The sequence below is a fragment of the uncultured Veillonella sp. genome (genome assembly GCF_934230905.1).
Taxonomy (GTDB): Bacteria; Bacillota; Negativicutes; order Veillonellales; family Veillonellaceae; genus Veillonella.
The window spans coordinates 1-20,102 of the sequence record NZ_CAKQFJ010000016.1 but is presented as its reverse complement, the minus strand read 5'-3'; the positions used below and the strand labels follow the sequence as shown (position 1 = coordinate 20,102).

Sequence of the window (20,102 nt, the reverse complement as noted above, 5' to 3'; positions counted from 1 at the left end):
GTTCCTTGTGGGACGGCGTTTTTATGATACAATGACAGTAGATTATATATTTTATAATCTATATAACTATTTACATTGAATCATCGAGAAGGAGGTCATATGAAATTTGATAATCCTCACTTAATAAAATATATCAAAGGATGTACTTCTCCCTATCATACGGTAGATACAAGTTTACAGTTATTATTAGATGCAGGATTTACAGAGCTATCTTTGGAGGAGCTATGGTCCTTGACGTCTGGCAATTATGTTGTAAACATATATGGCACTACTTTATTTGCTTTTCATGTTGGCGAAGACTATCGGCACTCTTTACGAATTGCATCGGCTCACACAGATTTTCCTGCTATACGTGTAAAACCAAATCCTATTACTGATGTGAAGGGATATACCAAACTTAATGTTGAAATGTATGGTGGGTTAATACAAAATACATGGTTAGATCGGCCTTTAGGTGCAGCAGGTACTGTCGTTTTAAAGGGTGAAAATCCATATGATGTTGATGCCGTTTTGTTTGATACAAAACGTCCAATCGCCATTATTCCTAATTTAGCCATTCATATGAACCGCAATGTTAATGATGGGGTAGCATTAAATCGTCAAAAAGAAATGCTTCCAATCATTATGATGAAGCCCAATGATGATACGACAAAACCCGAGGTGGAGGTATGGAATCAATTTTTAGCAGAAGAAATTAATTATGATCCATCTGAGATTTTGTCTTATGAAATTACACTCTATCCTGTAACAGATGGTATATTAGTAGGAACTGATTTTGATTTTATTAGTTCTCCACGGCTAGATAATTTGACATCTTGTTTTGGTATTCTTGCTGGTATTGTAGAGGCAAAGAAAAACCAAATAGACGGCATTCGTTGTGCTATTTTATTTGATAATGAAGAAGTCGGAAGCCGTACTAAACAAGGTGGAGCTGGTATGTTGTTACCAAACTTATTAGAACGTGTATATCGTAGTTTGGGATTAAGTCGTGATGATATGGATATGGATGTGGCTCGTGGTTTTATGATTTCTTCTGATGTAGCCCATGGATTGCATCCAAATTATCCAGAGAAAAATGATATTACGAATTTCCCTGTTCTCAATGGAGGTGTAACGTTAAAACAAGCATGTAGTCAATCCTATGCAGGTGATGCTAGAGCAATTGCGATTGTGAAAGGTCTATGTGAAGAAGTAGGTGTAGCATACCAAATTTATGTTAATCGGTCTGATATTCCGGGCGGATCAACTGTGGGTTCTATTTCATCGGCCATGTTACCAATGCGGACCATGGATATAGGATTGCCGTTATTAGCGATGCACTCTGCTGTAGAAACAATGGGGGCTCGAGATCAGGAACAATTGAATCATTTAATGCAACATTTCTTAGGTGATGAATAAATTACATAAATATAATCTCATTTTAAATTGATATATGTGAAAATACATATGAAAAAATGATGAATAGAAGAAATTCTATATTGATTTAAATAATTTATAAATATAACTATATTGATGATTAGTGCTTTTAATATCTGAAATTTATTGTATAATATAAGTATATTTGATTCATAATCGGATATCAAAAAAAGTGATAAGTATTTAATTAAAACATGTATTTTGATATACATGTAAAAAATGTATATCAATGCAAAGCAATCTATCATTCGATAAGACTCGGTAGGAGGTAATTATGAAGAAAATTAAATCAGTTTTAGTAGCCAATCGTGGCGAAATTGCAATCCGCGTATTTCGTGCATGTAATGAAATGGGTATTAAAACAGTAGCTATCTACTCTAAAGAAGACATATTATCTTTACACCGTAACCAAGCTGATGAAGCATATTTGGTTGGGGAAGGTAAAAAACCTGTTGATGCATATCTAGATATTGAAGATATCATCCGCATTGCTAAGGAACATGATATTGATGCTATCCATCCTGGTTATGGTTTCTTGTCTGAAAACGAAGAATTTGCTCGACGTTGTGGCGAAGAAGGTATTATTTTTATCGGACCTCATGTAGAACATTTGAATATGTTTGGTGATAAGGTTAATGCACGTACGCAAGCAAAATTGGCGGATATCCCAATAATTCCTGGTTCTGATGGTGCATTGCGTGATTTTGCACAATTGGAAGAGTTTGCCGAAACTCATGGTTATCCATTGATGATTAAAGCTGTAAATGGTGGTGGTGGCCGCGGTATGCGTGAAGTTCACCGCAAAGAAGATTTACGCGATGCTTATGATCGAGCTAAATCTGAGGCTAAAGCTGCATTTGGGGATGACGATGTTTACGTAGAAAAACTTATCGTTGAACCAAAACATATTGAAGTTCAAATCTTAGGTGACGAACATGGCAATGTTGTTCATTTACATGAACGTGACTGCTCTGTACAACGTCGTCACCAAAAAGTTGTTGAAATGGCACCAGCTTTTGCATTGCCTTTAGAAACTCGTAAACGTGTCTGTGACGCAGCTGTTAAAGTCATGAAAAATGTTGGCTATGTCAATGCTGGTACTGTTGAATTTTTGGTAACTGCTGATGGTTCTTTCTATTTCATCGAAGTTAACCCTCGTATCCAAGTAGAACATACTGTAACAGAAATGATTACAGACATCGATATTGTTCATTCCCAAATCCGCATCGCTGAAGGTTATGATTTACATAGCCCAGAAGTTGGTATTCCTGAACAAGATGAAATTCCTTGTAAAGGTACAGCTATTCAATGTCGTATTACTACAGAAGATCCAAAGAATAACTTTATGCCAGACACTGGTAAAATCTTGGCATATCGTAGTTCCGGCGGCTTTGGTATCCGCTTAGACTCCGGTAATGCTTTCACAGGTGCTGTAGTAACACCTTACTATGATTCCTTGCTCGTAAAAGCAACTGCATTCGGTCCTAACAATGAAGAAACGATTCGTAAAATGCTTCGTTGCTTGAAAGAATTCCGTATTCGTGGTGTTAAAACAAACATCCATTTCTTGATTAACGTTCTTGAAAATCCTGAATTCCAAAGCGGTAACTACACGGTTAACTTTATTGAAGATCATCCTGAATTGTTTGAATTAAAACCAGATCGTGACCGTGGTACTAAATTGCTTCGCTATATTGCGGATACAACAATCAACGGTTACTCCGGTGCTGGTCCTCAAGAAGTACCTGACTTTGCACCAATGCAATTACCATCTAAATTAGATGTAACACCTGCACCTGGCACAAAACAAAAATTTGATGAATTAGGTCCAGATGGATTCAGTAAATGGTTATCTGAGCAAAAACAAGTATTCTTTACAGATACAACATGGCGTGATGCGCACCAATCTTTATTTGCTACCCGTCTACGTACAATTGATATGGCACGCGTAGCTGGTGCGGTTGCAAAAGGTATACCAAACTTATTCTCCTTGGAATGTTGGGGCGGTGCTACCTTTGACGTATCTTATCGATTCTTGCATGAAGACCCATGGGAACGTTTGCGTATGTTCCGCAAAGAAGTGCCTAATACATTGCTTCAAATGTTGATTCGTGGTGCTAATGCTGTTGGCTATACATCTTATCCAGATAATGTAGTTCGTAACTTTATTCAATTATCTGCTAAAAATGGTATTGACGTATTCCGTGTATTCGATAGCTTGAATGGCTTAGAAAACATGAAAGTAGCTATTGATGAAGTGCGTAATCAAAATAAGATTGCTGAAGTTGCGTTATGTTATACAGGGGATATCCTCGATAGCAATCGTCCTAAATATAATCTTGATTACTATGTAAAAATGGCAAAAGAATTGCAAAATGCGGGCGCTAATATTATTGCTATTAAAGATATGGCTGGTTTGTTGAAACCTCAAGCTGCTTACAATTTAGTATCTGCTTTAAAAGATGCTGTAACAGTGCCAATTCACTTGCATTCTCATGAAGGTTCTGGCAATACAATTTATTCTTATGGACGTGCTGTAGATGCTGGTGTTGACGTTATTGACTTAGCATATTCTGCATTTGCTAATGGCACTAGCCAACCAAGCATGAATTCTATGTATTACGCTTTAGCTGGTACTGAACGTCAACCACAAATGAACATTGACTACATGGAAGAAATGTCTCATTACTTTGGTAGTATTCGTCCTTACTACAGAGGCGTTGATAAAGCTGAAAAATATCCAAACACAGAAGTATACCAACATGAAATGCCAGGCGGTCAATATTCCAACTTGCAACAACAAGCTAAAATGGTTGGACTTGGTGATCGGTGGACAGACATTAAAAAAGTATATCACCAAGTTAATATGATGTTTGGTGATATCATCAAGGTAACACCTTCTTCTAAAGTTGTTGGTGATATGACATTGTACATGGTACAAAATAATTTAACTGAAAAAGATATCTATGAAAAAGGTGATACTCTTGATTTCCCTCAATCAGTAGTAGAATTCTTCGAAGGTCATTTAGGTACACCATATCAAGGGTTCCCTGAAAAACTTCAAAAAATCATCTTGAAAGGTGCTCGCCCTATTACTGTTCGTCCTGGTGCTGTGCTACCTCCAACTGATTTTGAACATGTTCGTAATGAACTAAACGAAATGGGTGCTAATACAACTGATGAAGATGTAAGTGCATACTGCTTGTATCCTAAAGTATTCAAAGACTACACTAAATTTACTAAAGACTTTGGTAATGTATCTGTATTAGATACGCCAACATTCTTCTTTGGTATGAAACGTGGTGAAGAAATTCAAGTTACTATTGAAAAAGGTAAAACATTAATTATTAAGATGAATGGTGTATCTGATCCTGATGAAGATGGTAATCGCATCGTTCTCTTTGAATTCAATGGCCAACCACGTTCTATTAAAGTTCATGATAAACATGCTAAAACAACTGGTGTTGTTCGTCGTAAAGTTGATGAATCTAACCTTGGTGAAATTGGTGCTACGTTGTCCGGTTCCGTTGTTAAGATTCTCGTTAAGAAGGGTCAATCTGTGACTAAAGGTGAACCATTAATCGTAACAGAAGCTATGAAAATGGAAACTACAATTACAGCTCCTATCGACGGTATTGTTGAAGAAATTCTTGTTCGTGAAGGTAGCCGCATCGAATCTGGTGATTGCTTGTTACGCGTTCAAGATGCTATTAAACGTTAATTTCATACGATTTAGCACGTAAGTGCATAAAAGTCCCCCATATAATACTCCTTTGTATTATATGGGGGACTTTCTAAATTTTATCATATAACAAAAAATAAACCAACTAACAGTCAATAACGTCCAATCGAGCGGACAAGTGAGTGTTAGTCAGTTTATGATTAATAACAGTATACTAAATGAAAAAGATTTAGACAAGTCAGTACTATTAAGTAGCATTATATGGTTCTTTTTGTACTTTTCCTACTAAATATGGTAGTATATAAGGTATAAGAAAATAGGTGTATTCTGCCTTTTTCAGGAATGCTGATTGATTAGAAAAGGAGTATTAGCTAATGAGATGTCCTTATTGCCAACATACAGACACGAAGGTAACAGACTCAAGAACGACAGATGAAGGAAACAGTATCCGTCGTCGTCGGGAGTGTATTAATTGTGGACGCCGCTTTACTACTTATGAAATCATCGAAGAAGTACCACTCATGGTAGCAAAGAAGAATGGTCGCCGTGAATTATTCGACCGTGGTAAATTGTTAAATGGATTGTTGCGTTCTTGTGACAAACGAACAGTGCCTATGTCCGTTATGGAAGAAGTGGTCAATAATGTCGAGCGAGACATTCGCAATGAAGTAAATCAGGAGATTTCTACAGATCGTATTGGTGAACTTGTACTACAACAATTAAAAGATATTGACCAAGTTGCCTATGTACGTTTTGCTTCTGTATACCGTAAGTTTGATAATATTGACAGCTTTATGGCTGAACTTAAAGCATTAAAAAAATTAGATGCTAAAAAAGCAAAGAAATAGCGTGAATATATGATTGATTTACATTGTGATACGATAATGCAATTAATCGACCACCCTCATGATGGTGATTTATTTTCTAATAACTGGAAAATTGATATTGAGCGTCTTATTAAAGGACATAGTCGATTGCAGGATTTTGCATTATTTGTAGACTTAGAAGAACAAGATGATTCGTATGGTAGATATGAATCTATGCGCCAATTGTTTGATAGTCAGATAGAAAAATATGGTGATTATATCAGTCATGTGCGCTCTTATGATGAAATCGCAGCATGTTATGAAAACCATAAAGTGGCTGCTTTATTATCCATTGAAGAGGGCGGTGTACTAGGTGGTGACCTTGCTAAATTAGATAAGGCTTATGCCGATGGTGTTCGACTTATTACATTGACCTGGAATTATCCTAATGAATTAGGGGAACCTAATACGGGTGATCCGCATAAGAAATTGACTAAAACAGGCGTTGAATTTGTGGAACGGATGCAAGAATTAGGCATGATTGTTGATTGTTCTCATCTTAATGATGGAGGAACAGAACAATTAGTAGATATTCTTGATGTGCCTTTTATTGCATCTCATTCTAATGCACGAGAAGTGACAGCTCATCGTCGTAATTTGCCTGACCACTTGATTCGTCTAATTGGTGAAAAGGGTGGCGTTATAGGTTTGAATTTTGCTCAATCCTTCTTAGGGACTTCACCCATTAGTCGCATCGATGATATTGTTAAGCACGGATTGTATATCATCAATAAGGGTGGCGAAGATGTAATAGCTCTAGGCACCGATTTTGATGGTATTAAGCCAAATACAGAAATTGAGGATATTTCAGATATGCATCGCTTGTATGATGCATTTAGAGGCGCCGGGCTTTCAGAAGAACAAACGGAAAAATTATTTTGGAAAAACGCGGATCGCCTACTAAAGGAGATTTTATAATGACAGATATAAATCCAATCATTGCGGATCGATTTACAGACCATCTTGATGTGTTTAGTAAAACAATGGATCAGATGGATGTTATTCAAGAAATTGCTAATCGCTGCATTGTGGCTTTGAATAGTGGCAATAAAATTTTATTCTGTGGCAATGGTGGTTCCGCTGCGGATTCTCAACATCTTGCAGCAGAACTTATTGGACGTTTTAAAAAAGAACGCCGTTCTCTTGCATCCATTGCACTTACTACAGATACATCTATTTTGACAGCTGTTGCCAATGATTATGACTATGATGCAGTGTTTGCGCGTCAAGTTGAAGGGTTAGGCCGTTCTGGGGATGTACTTATCGGTATTTCTACATCGGGTAATTCTAAAAATGTTGTGAAAGCTGTGGAAATGGCACGAAATACGGGGATGCACACGATTGCTTTCACCGGTGAAGGCGGCGGTAAATTGGCAGAATTATGCGATCTTACACTAGCTATTCCTAGCACTGTTACGGCGCGTATTCAAGAAATGCACATTTTAGCGGGACATATCATTTGCGAACTTATTGAAGAAGATTATTAATCGAGATAGGGAAGAAATCTTAGATTTCTTGAAAGGGGACCTATGATTACAAAAACAGTGAATGAATTTTTGACAAATTCATTACCGAACCTAAACATTGCAGTTATCGGTGATGTTATGGTGGATCGTTATGTATTTGGCGATGTAAGCCGCATTTCACCAGAGGCTCCGGTGCCAGTCAATCGAGTATCTTCCGTAAAAGAAGTGCTTGGCGGAGCAGGTAATGTAGCGTCTAACTTAGCTAATCTCGATTGCCATGTTTATTTAGGTGCCGTGGCTGGTGTCGATGACCATGGTAGAGTGCTCGATAACTTATTGGCAGCTGATAATATTGATACAGTTGGTCTCATCCGTGATGAAAGTCGATCGACAATTACCAAAATGCGTATTTTAGGTGATCGTCAGCAAATGATGCGACTGGACTTTGAAACCATTAAGCCTATTACATCTACTGAAGAAGAGCAATTAATCGTGTGGCTAGAAGGGCTTTGCCAACGTGGTTTACAAGGTATTGTTATATCCGATTATGGCAAGGGCGTTTGCACACCGACATTGTTGCGTCATGTATTTGAATTAGCCAATACATACAATGTACAGACAATCGTGGATCCTAAAGGTGCTGATTGGTCCAAGTATGATGGTGCTACATGTATTACACCGAATGTAAAAGAATTAGGTGAATCCTTAGGTCGTGTGATTTCAAATAATGATACATCAGTTATTGAGGCGGCTAAGGAAGTACTTAATAAGATTAATATTAAATATATTATTGGGACCCGTTCCGCAAAGGGGATTACCGTTGTTGCAAAAGATGGTCGAACTTGGCATAATCCAGCCACACAACAGGATGTATTCGATGTGAGTGGCGCTGGTGATACAGTCGTAGCTATGATGATTTCTTGTTTAGCAAGTGGTTTATCCATGCGCTTAGCCTTACATATTGCTAATGGTGCTGCTGGTATCGTCGTATCCAAGGTGGGTACATATCCAATTCATCGCCAAGAGTTGATAGAGTTATGGCGCTCTGTGCGACAATTGACAACATCTAGCCCTTTATATACGAAAGAAGAAATGAAAGCGTTAATTGATAAATGGCAAAGCATGGACGAAACCGTTGTATTTACAAATGGTTGTTTTGATATTCTGCATCGAGGACACATTACCTATTTACAAGAGGCGGCACAACTTGGGGCTCACCTCATTATTGGACTTAACTCTGATGCATCTGTTAGACGTTTAAAGGGTGAAACAAGACCTATCGTATCCGAAGAGGATAGAGCCTCCTTATTAAGCGCCTTACAATGTGTAGATGGGGTTGTCCTTTTTGAAGAGGATACGCCTGCTGAATTATTAGCGTACTTACGCCCTAATATTCTTGTGAAGGGCGGCGATTATAAAAAAGAAGATATCGTTGGTAGGGAATCTGTAGATGAAGTAGAAGTGCTATCATTTAAAGAAGGATACTCTACATCGGATATCGTAAAGAAAATAGCCACAATGGCTAAGGAGGGGAAATTATGATTATAGTAACTGGTGGTGCCGGTTTTATTGGTAGTAATATTGTGAAATCCTTAAACAAACGTGGTCGCAATGATATTTTAATCGTTGATGATTTAACAGATGGTCGTAAGATTCGCAATCTTCAAAGTTTAGATTATTTAGATTATATTGATTGTGACGATTTTGATGCTGCTATTGCAGATGGCTCATTCAATGTAGGTCCTATTGAAGTCATTTTCCATGAAGGCGCATGTGCAGATACGATGGAATATAATGGTAAATATATGATGAAGAACAACTACGAAGGTTCTAAAAATCTATTCCATTATTGCCAAGATCGCGCTATTCCTTTCATTTATGCATCCTCTGCATCTACTTATGGTAGTGGCAAAAATGGTTTTGTAGAAACGCCGGAAGCAGAAGAAGCGTTAAATCCGTATGCATATTCTAAACTATTATTTGATCGTTATGTACGTAAATTTGAAGGCGAATATACAGCACAAGTTGTAGGTTTGCGTTATTTCAATGTATTTGGTCCTAATGAAGCACATAAGGATAAAATGGCATCTCTTGTACGCCAAATGTTCTATAAAAACCAAGAAACAGGTGTTATCAATCTATTTGAAGGCACAGATGGCTATGAAAATGGTGGCCAAACTCGTGATTTTATCTATGTAAAAGACGTGGTGAATGTAAACTTCTATTTCTGGGAACATCCTGAAATTTCTGGTACATTCAACTGCGGTACCGGTCATGCACACAGCTTTAATGAATTCATGCAAGCTGTTATCGACTATAATGGTAAAGGGCGTATTGAATACATTCCATTTCCAGAAGTGTTGATTGGTAAATACCAAAGCTTTACCGAAGCGGATACAACTAAATTAATGGCAGCTGGTTATGATAAGGGCTTTACACCATTGGCTGAGGCCGTAAAAGAATATTGTGAATTATTAGATAATAACGAAGGTTACTTGCGTTAATTCATCTTAATGGATGGATAGAGTCTTTGATGTATGTAAAGGAAAAAGTATGAGAAAGGTGTTGTTCCTCGATAGAGATGGGGTTATCAACAAGGATATTTCCTATCTCTATAAGATATCGGATTTACAATGGGTTGATGGTGCCAAAGAAGCATTGAAATTAGCTCATGATTCTGGTTATGAACTGATAGTCGTCACAAACCAAAGTGGGGTGGCACGCGGTTATTATAAGGAAACCGATGTACAAATTTTACATGATTATATGGGGAATGAACTATTTAAAGCCGGTGCACCTATCTTACATTTCTACTATTGCCCACATCACAAGGAAGGTTCTGTAGAACGCTATGCCGTTGATTGCAACTGTCGTAAACCAAGACCCGGTATGATTTTACAAGCTATCAAGGATTTTGATGTAGATGTAGAACATAGCTTTCTTATCGGTGATAGTCAACGCGATGTAGATGCTGCTGAGGCTGCAGGGGTAAAGGGCTATCTGTTTACAGAATCCAATCTATTAGATTTCATGAAAAAGATTTTAAAGCATTGATTTTGTGATGAACCACATTAATGTGTATTCTTCGTTCATAGAGGGGTTATTATGAAGGGCTATTCCAATATACTCATTATAAAAATGAGTTCCTTAGGTGATGTCATTCACGCATTGCCAACTTTATATGCATTGCGCCAAAATTTGCCGCACGCAAAAATTACCTGGGCCATACATGAACAATTTGCGAGTCTCTTGCCAGGTACCCCTTGGGTGGACGAAGTAATTATCATCGACAAGAAACAATTAAAATCGCCGTCTTATTTATGGAATCTTCGTAAAGAACTACATGGTCGTCATTTCGATATGACCTTAGACTTACAATGTATCGCCAAAAGTGCCATTGTATCTCTATTATCTGGTTCTCCTGAAAAATACGGTTATTGGGAACTTCGCGAGGGGAGCCAATTAGTTAATAAAGCTCTTATAGGAGCTCATAAATATGACCACGTTATTGAGCGCTATCTCGATACCGTACGTGCCTTAGGTGGTGAAGTGGATGGTATTGAATTTCCAATGCCTCATGACCATGCAGCAGAAGGGGCAATTCGTAACCGGCTCTCTGAACTAGGTGTAACCGATGATTATGTCGTCGTTGTACCTGGTGCACGATGGATTGTTAAGGAATGGCCATTATTAAACTTCGGTGAATTGTGTATTCGCCTTTGTGAAAGTGGAAAAAAGGTGGTCATTGCAGGTTCGCCTGATGATGTAGAAAAAGGTCAATTTATAGAAAACTATGTAAAGAGCGATAATCTTATTAATTTAGTTGGTCAAACGACCATGGCTGAATTGATTGAGTTGATTCGTCATTGTCATATTTTCATCAGCGCTGATACAGGGCCTTTGCATATTGCCAATGCATTAAAGAAACCATTAATTGCGTTATTTGGCACTACATCGCCACATAGAACTGGTCCGTATGGTGGCAGTCATGTGCATCTTATTATTTCCCCTACATCTAAGGCTACTCCAGAACAGCCACTGGTAGATGATCCAGATTGCATGGCTCAAATTCCAGTAGATGCGGTGTGGGATGTATATTCTGAAATGTTGAGAAAGGATTTATGATGGAACTTGATTACAAACGTATTGTTGTAACCTTTCTCATGCATTTAGGTGATGTAGTATTAACGACTCCATTTCTAGAGGTGTTGCGTAAAGCAGCACCTCATAGTCATATCACCTATGTGATTGATGAAAAGTTACAAGATGTGATGAAATACAATCCTTATATCGATGATTTGATTACGGTCGATAAAAAAGGACGTCATAATAGCATTAAAGGGTTGAATGAAATCGCTCGTCGCATTAACGACCAAGGTAGACCTGATATTGTTATTAATTTGCATCCTAATGAACGCACATCATACTTAGCGTGGAAAATTCACGGTAAGGTGACGACGGGGATGAGCCATTTTTTATTTAGACCATTTATGACGAAGTATACTCGTCTTGATCGCAAGACACGTCACGCCGCCGATATGTACATAAACGTATTAGAACAATTAGGCGTCACCGACGTAGCTAATCACGGATTACATATCGAAACCTGCAAGGAATGGAATGATGAGGTATTCCGTTTTTATGAAAGCCAAGGCGTTATGCCTCGTGATAAGATTATTGGTTTTAATATCGGCAGTGCAGTGCCTGAAAAACGATGGCCTGCAGAACGCTTTGCTGATGTAGCCGATTATTTTGGTAACAAAGGTTATAAAACGGTATTCTTTGGTGGTCCTATGGATTTAGATATGGTAAAACCTGTTGTGGAGCAGATGAAGACGTCACCAATTGTGGCTACAGGTGCTTTCAAACTGGGCCCTTTAGCAGCGGCCATGAAATGGTGTGACTTGTTGATTACAAATGACTCTGGTCCTATGCATGTAGCTATTAGTCAGGGCGTCCCTATAGTAGCCCTTTATGGACCATCTAATCCATTTTTTTATGGTCCATACCAAGCAAAATCAATCGTACTTGAATCGATGGATCATTACGAAAATGGTAAAAGCATGAAACAAGTTATTAAAGAAGGTAAATATAAAGGTATTTCTATTATTACCGAAGAACAAGTGATTAAGGCAGCTGAAACATTACTGCAGGAATCGTAAGTTATGGATTATATAATTTTTGATTTAGAATGGAATCAGCCATATAGCAACGACATTAGCTTTATGAAGCGTGCGCGGATGCCATTGACGGGTGAAATCATTCAAATCGGAGCTATTAAACTTAATGAAAAATTAGAGATTGTAGATTCGTTCACAATGTATGTAAAGCCCAAATATTTACTTCATATGCATAAGCATGTGAAGGCTCTGACAGGGATTACTAGTCAAGATTTGGATCGAGGAGTCCCATTTAGGACGGCCTATAGTTATTTCCAACAATGGTGTGGCAAGGATTATATGCTTTTGTCTTGGGGGGCTGACGATATTCTTATTTTGCGAGAAAATCTATTGCTTCATAAATTAAAGAGTATCGACTATGATTCTTGGGCTGATGCACAGATGATATATAGCTTTCAACGATATGGAACGACACAACAGTATTCCGTAGCTCATGCGATGGAGGATTTACATATATCATCTGAAGAATTATCTGCTCATAATGCACTTCACGATGCTATATTTACGGCATATATATGTCAGAAATTAGATTTGCTGAAATCTTTATTGCATTATGATCTGATACGCAAAGAAGCTCCCAATCCATTTTTATATCCTCCGGGCTTGACCTTCTTTATGTATGATAATTTTCAGGAGAAGAAACGCATCGTTCATGATCGACGAGTGCGCTTATCGTTTTGCCCGTATTGTCAAGGTCGATTGGAAACGACACGGCCTGAACGCATACAAGGAGATAAGCACTTATCTATTGGCATTTGTCCCAAACATGGCGAATTTGCTATACAATTAAAAGTAGGAAAATACACGATTAAGTCGGGGCTTACAAAGTTTTATGTAACGAAGGTTGTAAGTCACAGCACCGATGAAATTCGTAGACTATATACAGAAAAATCGGAAATTAACCGAGAGAAAGAGCGGCTCTATCATGAGCGCCGTCGTAAGGAATTATTAGAAACGTCAAAAGCATAAGATACTAGATAAGGTGATGTATGCTTTTATAGAAAGGAATGAAATTATGGAACGTAAATATGCTTGGCATAATTATGATGAACAAACATTACAAGACGTAATGTCATTAGGTGACTCTTATCGTCAATTTTTGGATAATGGCAAAACTGAACGAGAATGTGTCATTCAATCTGTAGCAGCTGCAAAACAAGCTGGATATGTTGATTTAAAAGACTTGATTAAATCTAACACGCCAATTAAAGCAGGCGATAAGATTTACTATACTCATATGGATAAATCTATTGCACTCTTTAATATTGGTACCGATGATTTAGACCTTGGTATGAATATCCTTGGTGCTCATATTGATTCCCCACGTATTGATGTAAAACAGAATCCACAATATGAAGATAGTAATTTAGTATTTTGGGATACACATTATTATGGTGGCATAAAAAAATATCATTGGGTAGCTATGCCTCTTGCCATTCATGGTGTTGTAGTCAAAACAGATGGCACAAGAATTAATATCAACATTGGTGATAAAGAAACTGATCCTATATTCTGCATTACCGATTTGTTACCTCATTTAGGGCAAGAACAAATGCAAAAGAATGCGGCGAAGGTTATTGAAGGTGAAGCCTTAGATTTACTCATCGGTAGCCAACCTGTAAAAGATGAGGACAAAGAAGGGGTTACTAAATTCATCAATGCTTTATTAGAAAAAGAGTATGGATTTGTAGAACGCGATTTGTTATCTGCTGAACTTGAAATTGTACCGGCTGGTAAGGCACGCGATATGGGCTTTGACCGCTCCATGGTTTTGGCATATGGTCAAGATGACCGTGTATGTGCTTATACATCCTTGGTAGCCATGCTCGAAGTCGATAAGGTAAAACGTACCACTTGTTGTTTGTTGGTCGATAAAGAGGAAATTGGTTCCGTCGGTGCTACAGGTATGCAATCTCGTTTTTTTGAAAATGCTGTAGCAGAAATCTTGACATTGATGGGCAAACCTAATTCTGTAAATGTACGCCGTACATTGGAAAACTCTCGTATGCTATCCTCTGATGTGAGTGCTGGATACGATCCATTGTATGCATCTGCGTTTGAAAAGAAAAATGCTTCTTACCTCGGTATGGGCGTTGTATTCAATAAATTTACCGGTTCTCGTGGCAAATCCGGTTCCAATGATGCCAATGCGGAATACATGGGCTTTATCCGCCGTGTAATGGAATCGAATAATGTAACATACCAAACGGCTGAATTGGGGAAGGTAGATCTTGGCGGTGGTGGTACCATTGCGTACATTATGGCTTTATATGGCATGAATGTTATCGATTGTGGCGTTGCTGTTCTTAGCATGCATGCTCCATGGGAGGTTACCTCTAAGGCCGATATTTATGAAGCAAAACGTTGTTATGTAGCATTCTTGAATGCAGATGATGAAACAATCTAGTATGATGGGACTTTCACTATTGGTGAAAGTCCATATTGTGTGAGGTATAGGATGAAACAAACGGAATTAGGCGCTGCTATTGAGGCCGCGAAGGGAGAGTCAACAGAGGTTAAGACCGTAAGGGTTGATATCTTTGATATTCCTGAAACAAAAGCAGATGAATATATAGCTACTCGTGAAGAGGTGGCTAAGGCTGCTATGGAAGTGATGAAACCATATTGTGTGACTGTAAAACGTGAAACGTTAGACGAAGATGAAGGGGAAGCCGTGGTGGGCTATTATGTAACAGGAGAAATCTTAATGTGTGTCATCCTTGACCCATTTGAAGTGCCTGTTATGAAGGTGGCTCTTGATAAGGGGGCACTTAAAGAGTATATTTTGGCAGCCAATGAGTTGACAGAGGATATGCTAGCTTCGCTTAATAAATAATAAAGCTTATATAAAGTATGTGCTTTATATAAGACCAAATGTAAAATACTTTAGTCTGATACGTTGATGTAGTGATTAAAGTTGTTTATAATAAAAGTATTATTATTTCGAATGAAGGAAGGAAATCCCCATGAACTTGAAAAAAGGCTTTGCCCTTGCGCTTACGGCGGCAGCATTGATGGCTTTCACAGGCTGTGGCACGAATGGAACGACATCAAATGGTGAATACAAGGTTGGTGTTGTACAACTGGTAGAACATCCAGCACTAGATGCAGCCAATAAAGGTTTTGTTGATGCTCTTAAAGAAAAAGGGTTAGCAGACAAAATTACATTTGATCAACAAAATGCGCAAGCTGATCAATCTAACTTAAATAGTATTGCACAACGTTTTGTATCGGATCGTAAGAATTTAATTTTAGCGATTGCTACACCTGCAGCGCAATCCATGGCGAACGCAACTCATGATATTCCAATCTTGGGTACTGCGATTACTGATTACGAGGCGGCTAAACTTGTTAAATCTAATGAACATCCAGGTGGTAACGTTTCTGGTACATCAGATATGAATCCTGTAGAGCAACAAGTAGATTTGATTTTAAAAGTATTACCAAATGCTAAAACAATCGGAACTATTTATAGCTCTAGCGAAGTGAATTCTCAAATTCAAGTTGAGAAAATGAAAGCTTACGCAGCGACAAAGGGTATTAAGGTTGAAGAAGTTACAGTTTCTAATGTAAACGATATTCAACAAGCTGCACAAAATCTTGTGTCTCAACGTGTTGATGCTATTTATGTACCAACAGATAATGTGGTAGCATCGGCTATGAGTAATCTAGTAGCGATTACCGATCCTGCAAAAATTCCTGTATTTGGTGGCGAGGATAACCACGTAAAAGGTGGTGCTGTTATGTCCTTGTCTGTAGATTACTATAAACTTGGTTATCAAACAGGTTTGATGGCAGCTAAGGTGTTAACTGGTGAAGCTAAAGTCGAAGATATGCCGATTGAAATGCAAAAAGAATTCAAATTAGTTGTCAATAAAGATAAATTACAAAAATTGGGCATCACCTTACCAGAGGATTTGGTGAACAAAGCAACTATGATTTAGTACTTAACTGGTAAGGAGTTACAAATGAACTGGAAAAAAAGTATTGCAGTGGCACTTAGTGCCATCACTGTCATGGCAATGGTAGCTGGTTGTGGTTCTAATACTACTACTGGTGAACAAAAGAAAATTGGTGTGATTCAATTAGTAGAACATCCATCTCTTGATGCTGCTAATAAGGGCTTTGTAGATGGTCTTGCATCTAAAGGCTTTAAAGATGGGGAAAACATTAAAATCGACCAACAAAATGCACAAGCTGACCAATCTAATTTGAACAGCATTGCACAACGTTTCGTTTCTGATAAAAAGGATTTAGTATTAGCAATCGCAACACCAGCGGCTCAAACGATGGCAAATGCCTCTCATGATATGCCAATTATGGGGACAGCTATTACAGATTATGTGACAGCTAAACTTGTTCAATCTAACGAACACCCAGGTGGCAACGTAACTGGTACTTCTGATATGACACCTGTTGAAAAAGAGGTAGATCTTATCATCGCTTTAGTTCCAAATGTTAAACGTATTGGTGCGATTTACACATCCTCTGAAATCAACTCTCAATTACAAGTTGAAAAAATGAAAGCCTATGCTGCTACAAAAGGTATTACAGTTGTAGAAGCTACTGTTTCCAACGTAAACGATATCCAACAAGCAGCAACAAATCTTGTAAATCAAGATGTACAAGCTATTTATACACCAACAGATAATGTATTAGCATCTGCTATGGCTAACTTAGCACAAATTACAGATGCTGCTAAAATTCCAGTATTTGCAGCTGACGAAGGCATGACAATGACTGGTGGTGTAGCGACATATTCTGTAGATTACTATAAATTAGGGTATCAAACAGGTTTGATGGCCGCTAAAGTTCTTTCCGGCGAAGCCAAAGTTAGTGATATGGCTATTGAAACTCAAAAAGATATTAAACTAACTGTTAACGAAGAACGAGCTAAAAAATTAGGGATCACTATTCCTGATGCACTTCGTAAAGATATGAAATAATAGAGGAGATTTTAATGTTAGATTTAGTGGTAGGCACCATAACGACAGGGCTTTTATGGTCTTTGTTAGCGGTTGGTGTATTCATCACCTTCCGCGTCCTTGATGTGGCCGATTTGACTGTTGAAGGGACATTTCCAATGGGGGCGGCCATTTCCGCCATTTTAATTACAAGTGGTATGAACCCAATCCTTTCTATTTTGATTGCTGGTGTAGGCGGTATGATAGCAGGTGCTGTAACAGGCTGGATTCATACAAAGTTAAAAATTCCTGCACTATTAGCTGGTATTTTGACAATGATTGCTTTGTACTCCATTAACCTTCATATTATGGGGAAAGCAAACGTATCCTTGCTTCGCATGGATACGGTATACACTATTCTCGGTAGTGTATTGCATACTCCAATCATGTGGTCTGCTGCCATTGTTGGTATTATCGTAGCTATTGTTGTATGTTTATTACTATTCTGGTTCTTTGGTACTGAAATCGGTACAGCATTACGTGCTACCGGTGTTAACCCTCAAATGATTCGTGCTCAAGGTGTTAATACGGATAATATGATTGTACTTGGCCTATTGATTTCCAACGGTTTCGTTGGGATGTCTGGTGCGCTTATCGGTCAATTCCAAGGCTTTGCCGATGTAGGCATGGGTATTGGTACCATCGTTATCGGTTTGGCCTCTGTTATCATCGGTGAGGTTGTATTTGGTACAAAATCCTTTGTTCGTAGCCTCGTTGCTGTAGTACTTGGTTCCATTGTATATCGTATCGTTATTGCGGCTGTACTTTACATGGGTATGCCACCAAACGATTTAAAATTATTTACTGCTATTCTCGTTGCCATTGCACTTTCTTTGCCTACATTGAAAGCCAAATGGTTAGCTCGTTAAGGAGGACACTATGTTAGAAGTAAAAAATATGGTAAAGACCTTCTTTAAGGGCACAATTAATGAAAAAACAGCATTACAAGGTATAGATCTTCATCTAGAAGAAGGGGACTTCTGTACAGTTATTGGTGGTAATGGTGCTGGTAAAAGTACTTTGCTTAATTCTATCGCCGGTGTGTTCCCTGTAGATGAAGGTAGTATTACCATCAACAATATTGATGTAACAAAAATGCCTGAATACAAACGTGCTAAATACATCGGCCGTGTATTCCAAGATCCTATGGTTGGTACGGCAGGCAATATGCAAATTGAAGAAAATTTAATCCTTGCTATGCGCCGTGGTAAAAACTTAGGTCTTAAATGGGCTTTTAAAGATAGTGAACAAGCATTCTTTAAAGAACGCCTTGCATTATTAGGGTTAGGTCTTGAAGAACGTTTATCTGCTCGTATGGGTCTTTTATCTGGTGGTCAACGTCAATCTATTACATTGCTTATGGCTACTATGCTTCGTCCTGATTTACTATTGTTGGATGAACATACAGCAGCACTGGATCCTAAGACGGCTGAAAATGTATTACAATTGACAGATAAACTTGTTTCAGAACATAACTTAACAACGCTTATGATTACGCATAACATGCGTGATGCATTGCGCTTTGGTAATCGCCTTATCATGATGGACGCGGGTCGTATTATCTATGATGTAAAAGGGGAAGAAAAGAAAAAATTAACAGTTGCTGATTTGTTACAAAAATTTGAAGTAGCTGGCGAAGGTGCGTTAAGTGACCGTATGATGCTTGGTTCAAAATAAGTACCTAAATAATGTATGGTCTAAAAAAGAGGGGATACTATCCTCTCTTTTTTCATGAAAACCTTTACACTAAGGGAATTATACTGTATACTTAACTAAGTCATAAGACATATCGTAAGCGAAGTATTCGAATCTCCAACGGTTACTTAAGCTTATCGGGATTATTATTTTTTAGGAGGTAACATTAATGTTAACTACAGAAGCTAAATTAGCAGTTATTAAAGAATACGCTACTCATGAAGGTGACACTGGTTCTCCAGAAGTACAAGTTGCGATTTTGACAAGCCGCATCACATACTTAACTGAACACTTGAAAGAACACAAAAAAGACCATCATTCCCGTCGTGGTTTGTTGAAATTGGTTGGTCAACGCCGTAACATGCTTGACTACCTTCGTCGTAAAGATATCGAACGTTACCGTTCCCTTATCGAACGCCTTGGTCTTCGTAAATAATAAAATTAGCCGTCCGTTTGGACGGCTTTTTTATTTTATTTTCTTGTGTTATAATAAATTTAGGCAAAGGGAAAGAAATGCCGATATTCAATTGTGGCAACACAAAAAAAGGACAGAGCGGCAACTCTGTCCTTTTTTATTGTGCTAGTTGCTATTTAAATCTACTATCTAGCCACTTGATAATGTAATGGCAAGTTACACCACCTATGATAGTGATTATAAGGGAAAAAAGATATTCAATCACGACAACACCTCCTTTCTGTTGCCAGAATAGGAGTTAGCAACAATTAAAGTATATCATATGAAATGAAAAAATAGCCTAATTTAATTAGATGATATATAATAATAAGGTATACGTATAAGAAGATTTTTAGGAGGAATAGGAATGGAACAATTC

The 20,102-nt window shown here is 38.0% G+C and carries 18 protein-coding genes; all 18 read left to right on the top strand.

Going from position 1 to position 20,102, the window contains the following annotated elements:
• Positions 1–99: 99 nt before the first annotated feature.
• The gene (locus Q0E20_RS05775) at positions 100–1,398 is read left to right on the top strand and encodes a M18 family aminopeptidase (protein ID WP_295997576.1); all 1,299 of its coding nucleotides are present in this window, start codon (positions 100–102) and stop codon (positions 1,396–1,398) included.
• A gap of 292 nt (positions 1,399–1,690) precedes the next feature.
• Positions 1,691–5,137, top strand: coding sequence for a pyruvate carboxylase (locus tag Q0E20_RS05770; protein WP_295997573.1), 3,447 nt, complete (start codon positions 1,691–1,693; stop codon positions 5,135–5,137).
• Positions 5,138–5,472: 335 nt separating this feature from the next.
• A complete protein-coding gene (gene nrdR / locus Q0E20_RS05765; RefSeq protein WP_005379058.1) occupies positions 5,473–5,946 on the top strand; it encodes a transcriptional regulator NrdR in 474 nt (157 codons plus the stop codon).
• A 9-nt stretch (positions 5,947–5,955) separates the two neighbouring features.
• A complete protein-coding gene (locus Q0E20_RS05760; protein ID WP_295997570.1) occupies positions 5,956–6,882 on the top strand; it encodes a dipeptidase in 927 nt (308 codons plus the stop codon).
• A complete protein-coding gene (gene gmhA / locus Q0E20_RS05755; RefSeq protein ID WP_005381034.1) occupies positions 6,882–7,451 on the top strand; it encodes a D-sedoheptulose 7-phosphate isomerase in 570 nt (189 codons plus the stop codon). The genes Q0E20_RS05760 and gmhA overlap by 1 nt, the downstream gene beginning before the upstream one ends.
• A 42-nt stretch (positions 7,452–7,493) precedes the next feature.
• Positions 7,494–8,972 (top strand): D-glycero-beta-D-manno-heptose 1-phosphate adenylyltransferase, encoded by a 1,479-nt coding sequence (rfaE2, locus tag Q0E20_RS05750; protein ID WP_295997567.1) that lies wholly within the window; start codon positions 7,494–7,496, stop codon positions 8,970–8,972.
• Positions 8,969–9,934: an ADP-glyceromanno-heptose 6-epimerase gene (rfaD, locus tag Q0E20_RS05745; protein WP_295997564.1), complete on the top strand. Its 966-nt coding sequence runs from the start codon at positions 8,969–8,971 to the stop codon at positions 9,932–9,934. Before rfaE2 ends, rfaD begins: the two co-directional genes overlap by 4 nt.
• Before the next feature lie 49 nt (positions 9,935–9,983).
• Positions 9,984–10,484, top strand: coding sequence for an HAD family hydrolase (locus Q0E20_RS05740; RefSeq protein ID WP_295997561.1), 501 nt, complete (start codon positions 9,984–9,986; stop codon positions 10,482–10,484).
• A 51-nt stretch (positions 10,485–10,535) separates the two neighbouring features.
• A complete protein-coding gene (locus Q0E20_RS05735) occupies positions 10,536–11,555 on the top strand; it encodes a glycosyltransferase family 9 protein (RefSeq protein ID WP_295997558.1) in 1,020 nt (339 codons plus the stop codon).
• Positions 11,555–12,592: a glycosyltransferase family 9 protein gene (locus tag Q0E20_RS05730; RefSeq protein WP_295997653.1), complete on the top strand. Its 1,038-nt coding sequence runs from the start codon at positions 11,555–11,557 to the stop codon at positions 12,590–12,592. Before Q0E20_RS05735 ends, Q0E20_RS05730 begins: the two co-directional genes overlap by 1 nt.
• A gap of 3 nt (positions 12,593–12,595) precedes the next feature.
• Complete coding sequence (locus tag Q0E20_RS05725; RefSeq protein ID WP_295997557.1) at positions 12,596–13,579, top strand: 3'-5' exonuclease; 984 nt, start codon at positions 12,596–12,598, stop codon at positions 13,577–13,579.
• A gap of 46 nt (positions 13,580–13,625) precedes the next feature.
• Positions 13,626–15,017, top strand: coding sequence for an aminopeptidase (locus Q0E20_RS05720; protein WP_295997554.1), 1,392 nt, complete (start codon positions 13,626–13,628; stop codon positions 15,015–15,017).
• A 51-nt stretch (positions 15,018–15,068) separates the two neighbouring features.
• The gene (locus Q0E20_RS05715) at positions 15,069–15,446 is read left to right on the top strand and encodes a hypothetical protein (protein ID WP_295997551.1); all 378 of its coding nucleotides are present in this window, start codon (positions 15,069–15,071) and stop codon (positions 15,444–15,446) included.
• Positions 15,447–15,576: 130 nt separating this feature from the next.
• Positions 15,577–16,554, top strand: a complete 978-nt coding sequence (locus Q0E20_RS05710) for an ABC transporter substrate-binding protein (RefSeq protein WP_295997548.1) — start codon at positions 15,577–15,579, stop codon at positions 16,552–16,554.
• A gap of 24 nt (positions 16,555–16,578) precedes the next feature.
• Positions 16,579–17,556, top strand: coding sequence for an ABC transporter substrate-binding protein (locus Q0E20_RS05705; RefSeq protein WP_295997545.1), 978 nt, complete (start codon positions 16,579–16,581; stop codon positions 17,554–17,556).
• Positions 17,557–17,570: 14 nt separating this feature from the next.
• Positions 17,571–18,443, top strand: coding sequence for an ABC transporter permease (locus Q0E20_RS05700; RefSeq protein ID WP_295997543.1), 873 nt, complete (start codon positions 17,571–17,573; stop codon positions 18,441–18,443).
• Between the two features lie 10 nt (positions 18,444–18,453).
• Positions 18,454–19,251: an ABC transporter ATP-binding protein gene (locus Q0E20_RS05695; protein WP_295997540.1), complete on the top strand. Its 798-nt coding sequence runs from the start codon at positions 18,454–18,456 to the stop codon at positions 19,249–19,251.
• Positions 19,252–19,438: 187 nt separating this feature from the next.
• Positions 19,439–19,705, top strand: coding sequence for a 30S ribosomal protein S15 (gene rpsO / locus Q0E20_RS05690; protein WP_005379030.1), 267 nt, complete (start codon positions 19,439–19,441; stop codon positions 19,703–19,705).
• The last annotated feature ends 397 nt before the right edge of the window (positions 19,706–20,102 follow it).

Bases quoted from the DNA above. Each gene is read 5' to 3' on its own strand.
- Q0E20_RS05705 (WP_295997545.1), top strand. From the start codon at position 16,579: ATGAACTGGAAAAAAAGTATTGCAGTGGCACTTAGTGCCATCACTGTC.
- Q0E20_RS05715 (WP_295997551.1), top strand. From the start codon at position 15,069: ATGAAACAAACGGAATTAGGCGCTGCTATTGAGGCCGCGAAGGGAGAG.
- Q0E20_RS05775 (WP_295997576.1), top strand. From the start codon at position 100: ATGAAATTTGATAATCCTCACTTAATAAAATATATCAAAGGATGTACT.
- Q0E20_RS05695 (WP_295997540.1), top strand. From the start codon at position 18,454: ATGTTAGAAGTAAAAAATATGGTAAAGACCTTCTTTAAGGGCACAATT.
- Q0E20_RS05770 (WP_295997573.1), top strand. From the start codon at position 1,691: ATGAAGAAAATTAAATCAGTTTTAGTAGCCAATCGTGGCGAAATTGCA.
- Q0E20_RS05725 (WP_295997557.1), top strand. From the start codon at position 12,596: ATGGATTATATAATTTTTGATTTAGAATGGAATCAGCCATATAGCAAC.
- Q0E20_RS05730 (WP_295997653.1), top strand. From the start codon at position 11,555: ATGGAACTTGATTACAAACGTATTGTTGTAACCTTTCTCATGCATTTA.
- Q0E20_RS05720 (WP_295997554.1), top strand. From the start codon at position 13,626: ATGGAACGTAAATATGCTTGGCATAATTATGATGAACAAACATTACAA.
- rfaE2 (WP_295997567.1), top strand. From the start codon at position 7,494: ATGATTACAAAAACAGTGAATGAATTTTTGACAAATTCATTACCGAAC.
- nrdR (WP_005379058.1), top strand. From the start codon at position 5,473: ATGAGATGTCCTTATTGCCAACATACAGACACGAAGGTAACAGACTCA.
- Q0E20_RS05760 (WP_295997570.1), top strand. From the start codon at position 5,956: ATGATTGATTTACATTGTGATACGATAATGCAATTAATCGACCACCCT.
- Q0E20_RS05710 (WP_295997548.1), top strand. From the start codon at position 15,577: ATGAACTTGAAAAAAGGCTTTGCCCTTGCGCTTACGGCGGCAGCATTG.
- Q0E20_RS05735 (WP_295997558.1), top strand. From the start codon at position 10,536: ATGAAGGGCTATTCCAATATACTCATTATAAAAATGAGTTCCTTAGGT.
- gmhA (WP_005381034.1), top strand. From the start codon at position 6,882: ATGACAGATATAAATCCAATCATTGCGGATCGATTTACAGACCATCTT.
- Q0E20_RS05700 (WP_295997543.1), top strand. From the start codon at position 17,571: ATGTTAGATTTAGTGGTAGGCACCATAACGACAGGGCTTTTATGGTCT.
- rpsO (WP_005379030.1), top strand. From the start codon at position 19,439: ATGTTAACTACAGAAGCTAAATTAGCAGTTATTAAAGAATACGCTACT.
- rfaD (WP_295997564.1), top strand. From the start codon at position 8,969: ATGATTATAGTAACTGGTGGTGCCGGTTTTATTGGTAGTAATATTGTG.
- Q0E20_RS05740 (WP_295997561.1), top strand. From the start codon at position 9,984: ATGAGAAAGGTGTTGTTCCTCGATAGAGATGGGGTTATCAACAAGGAT.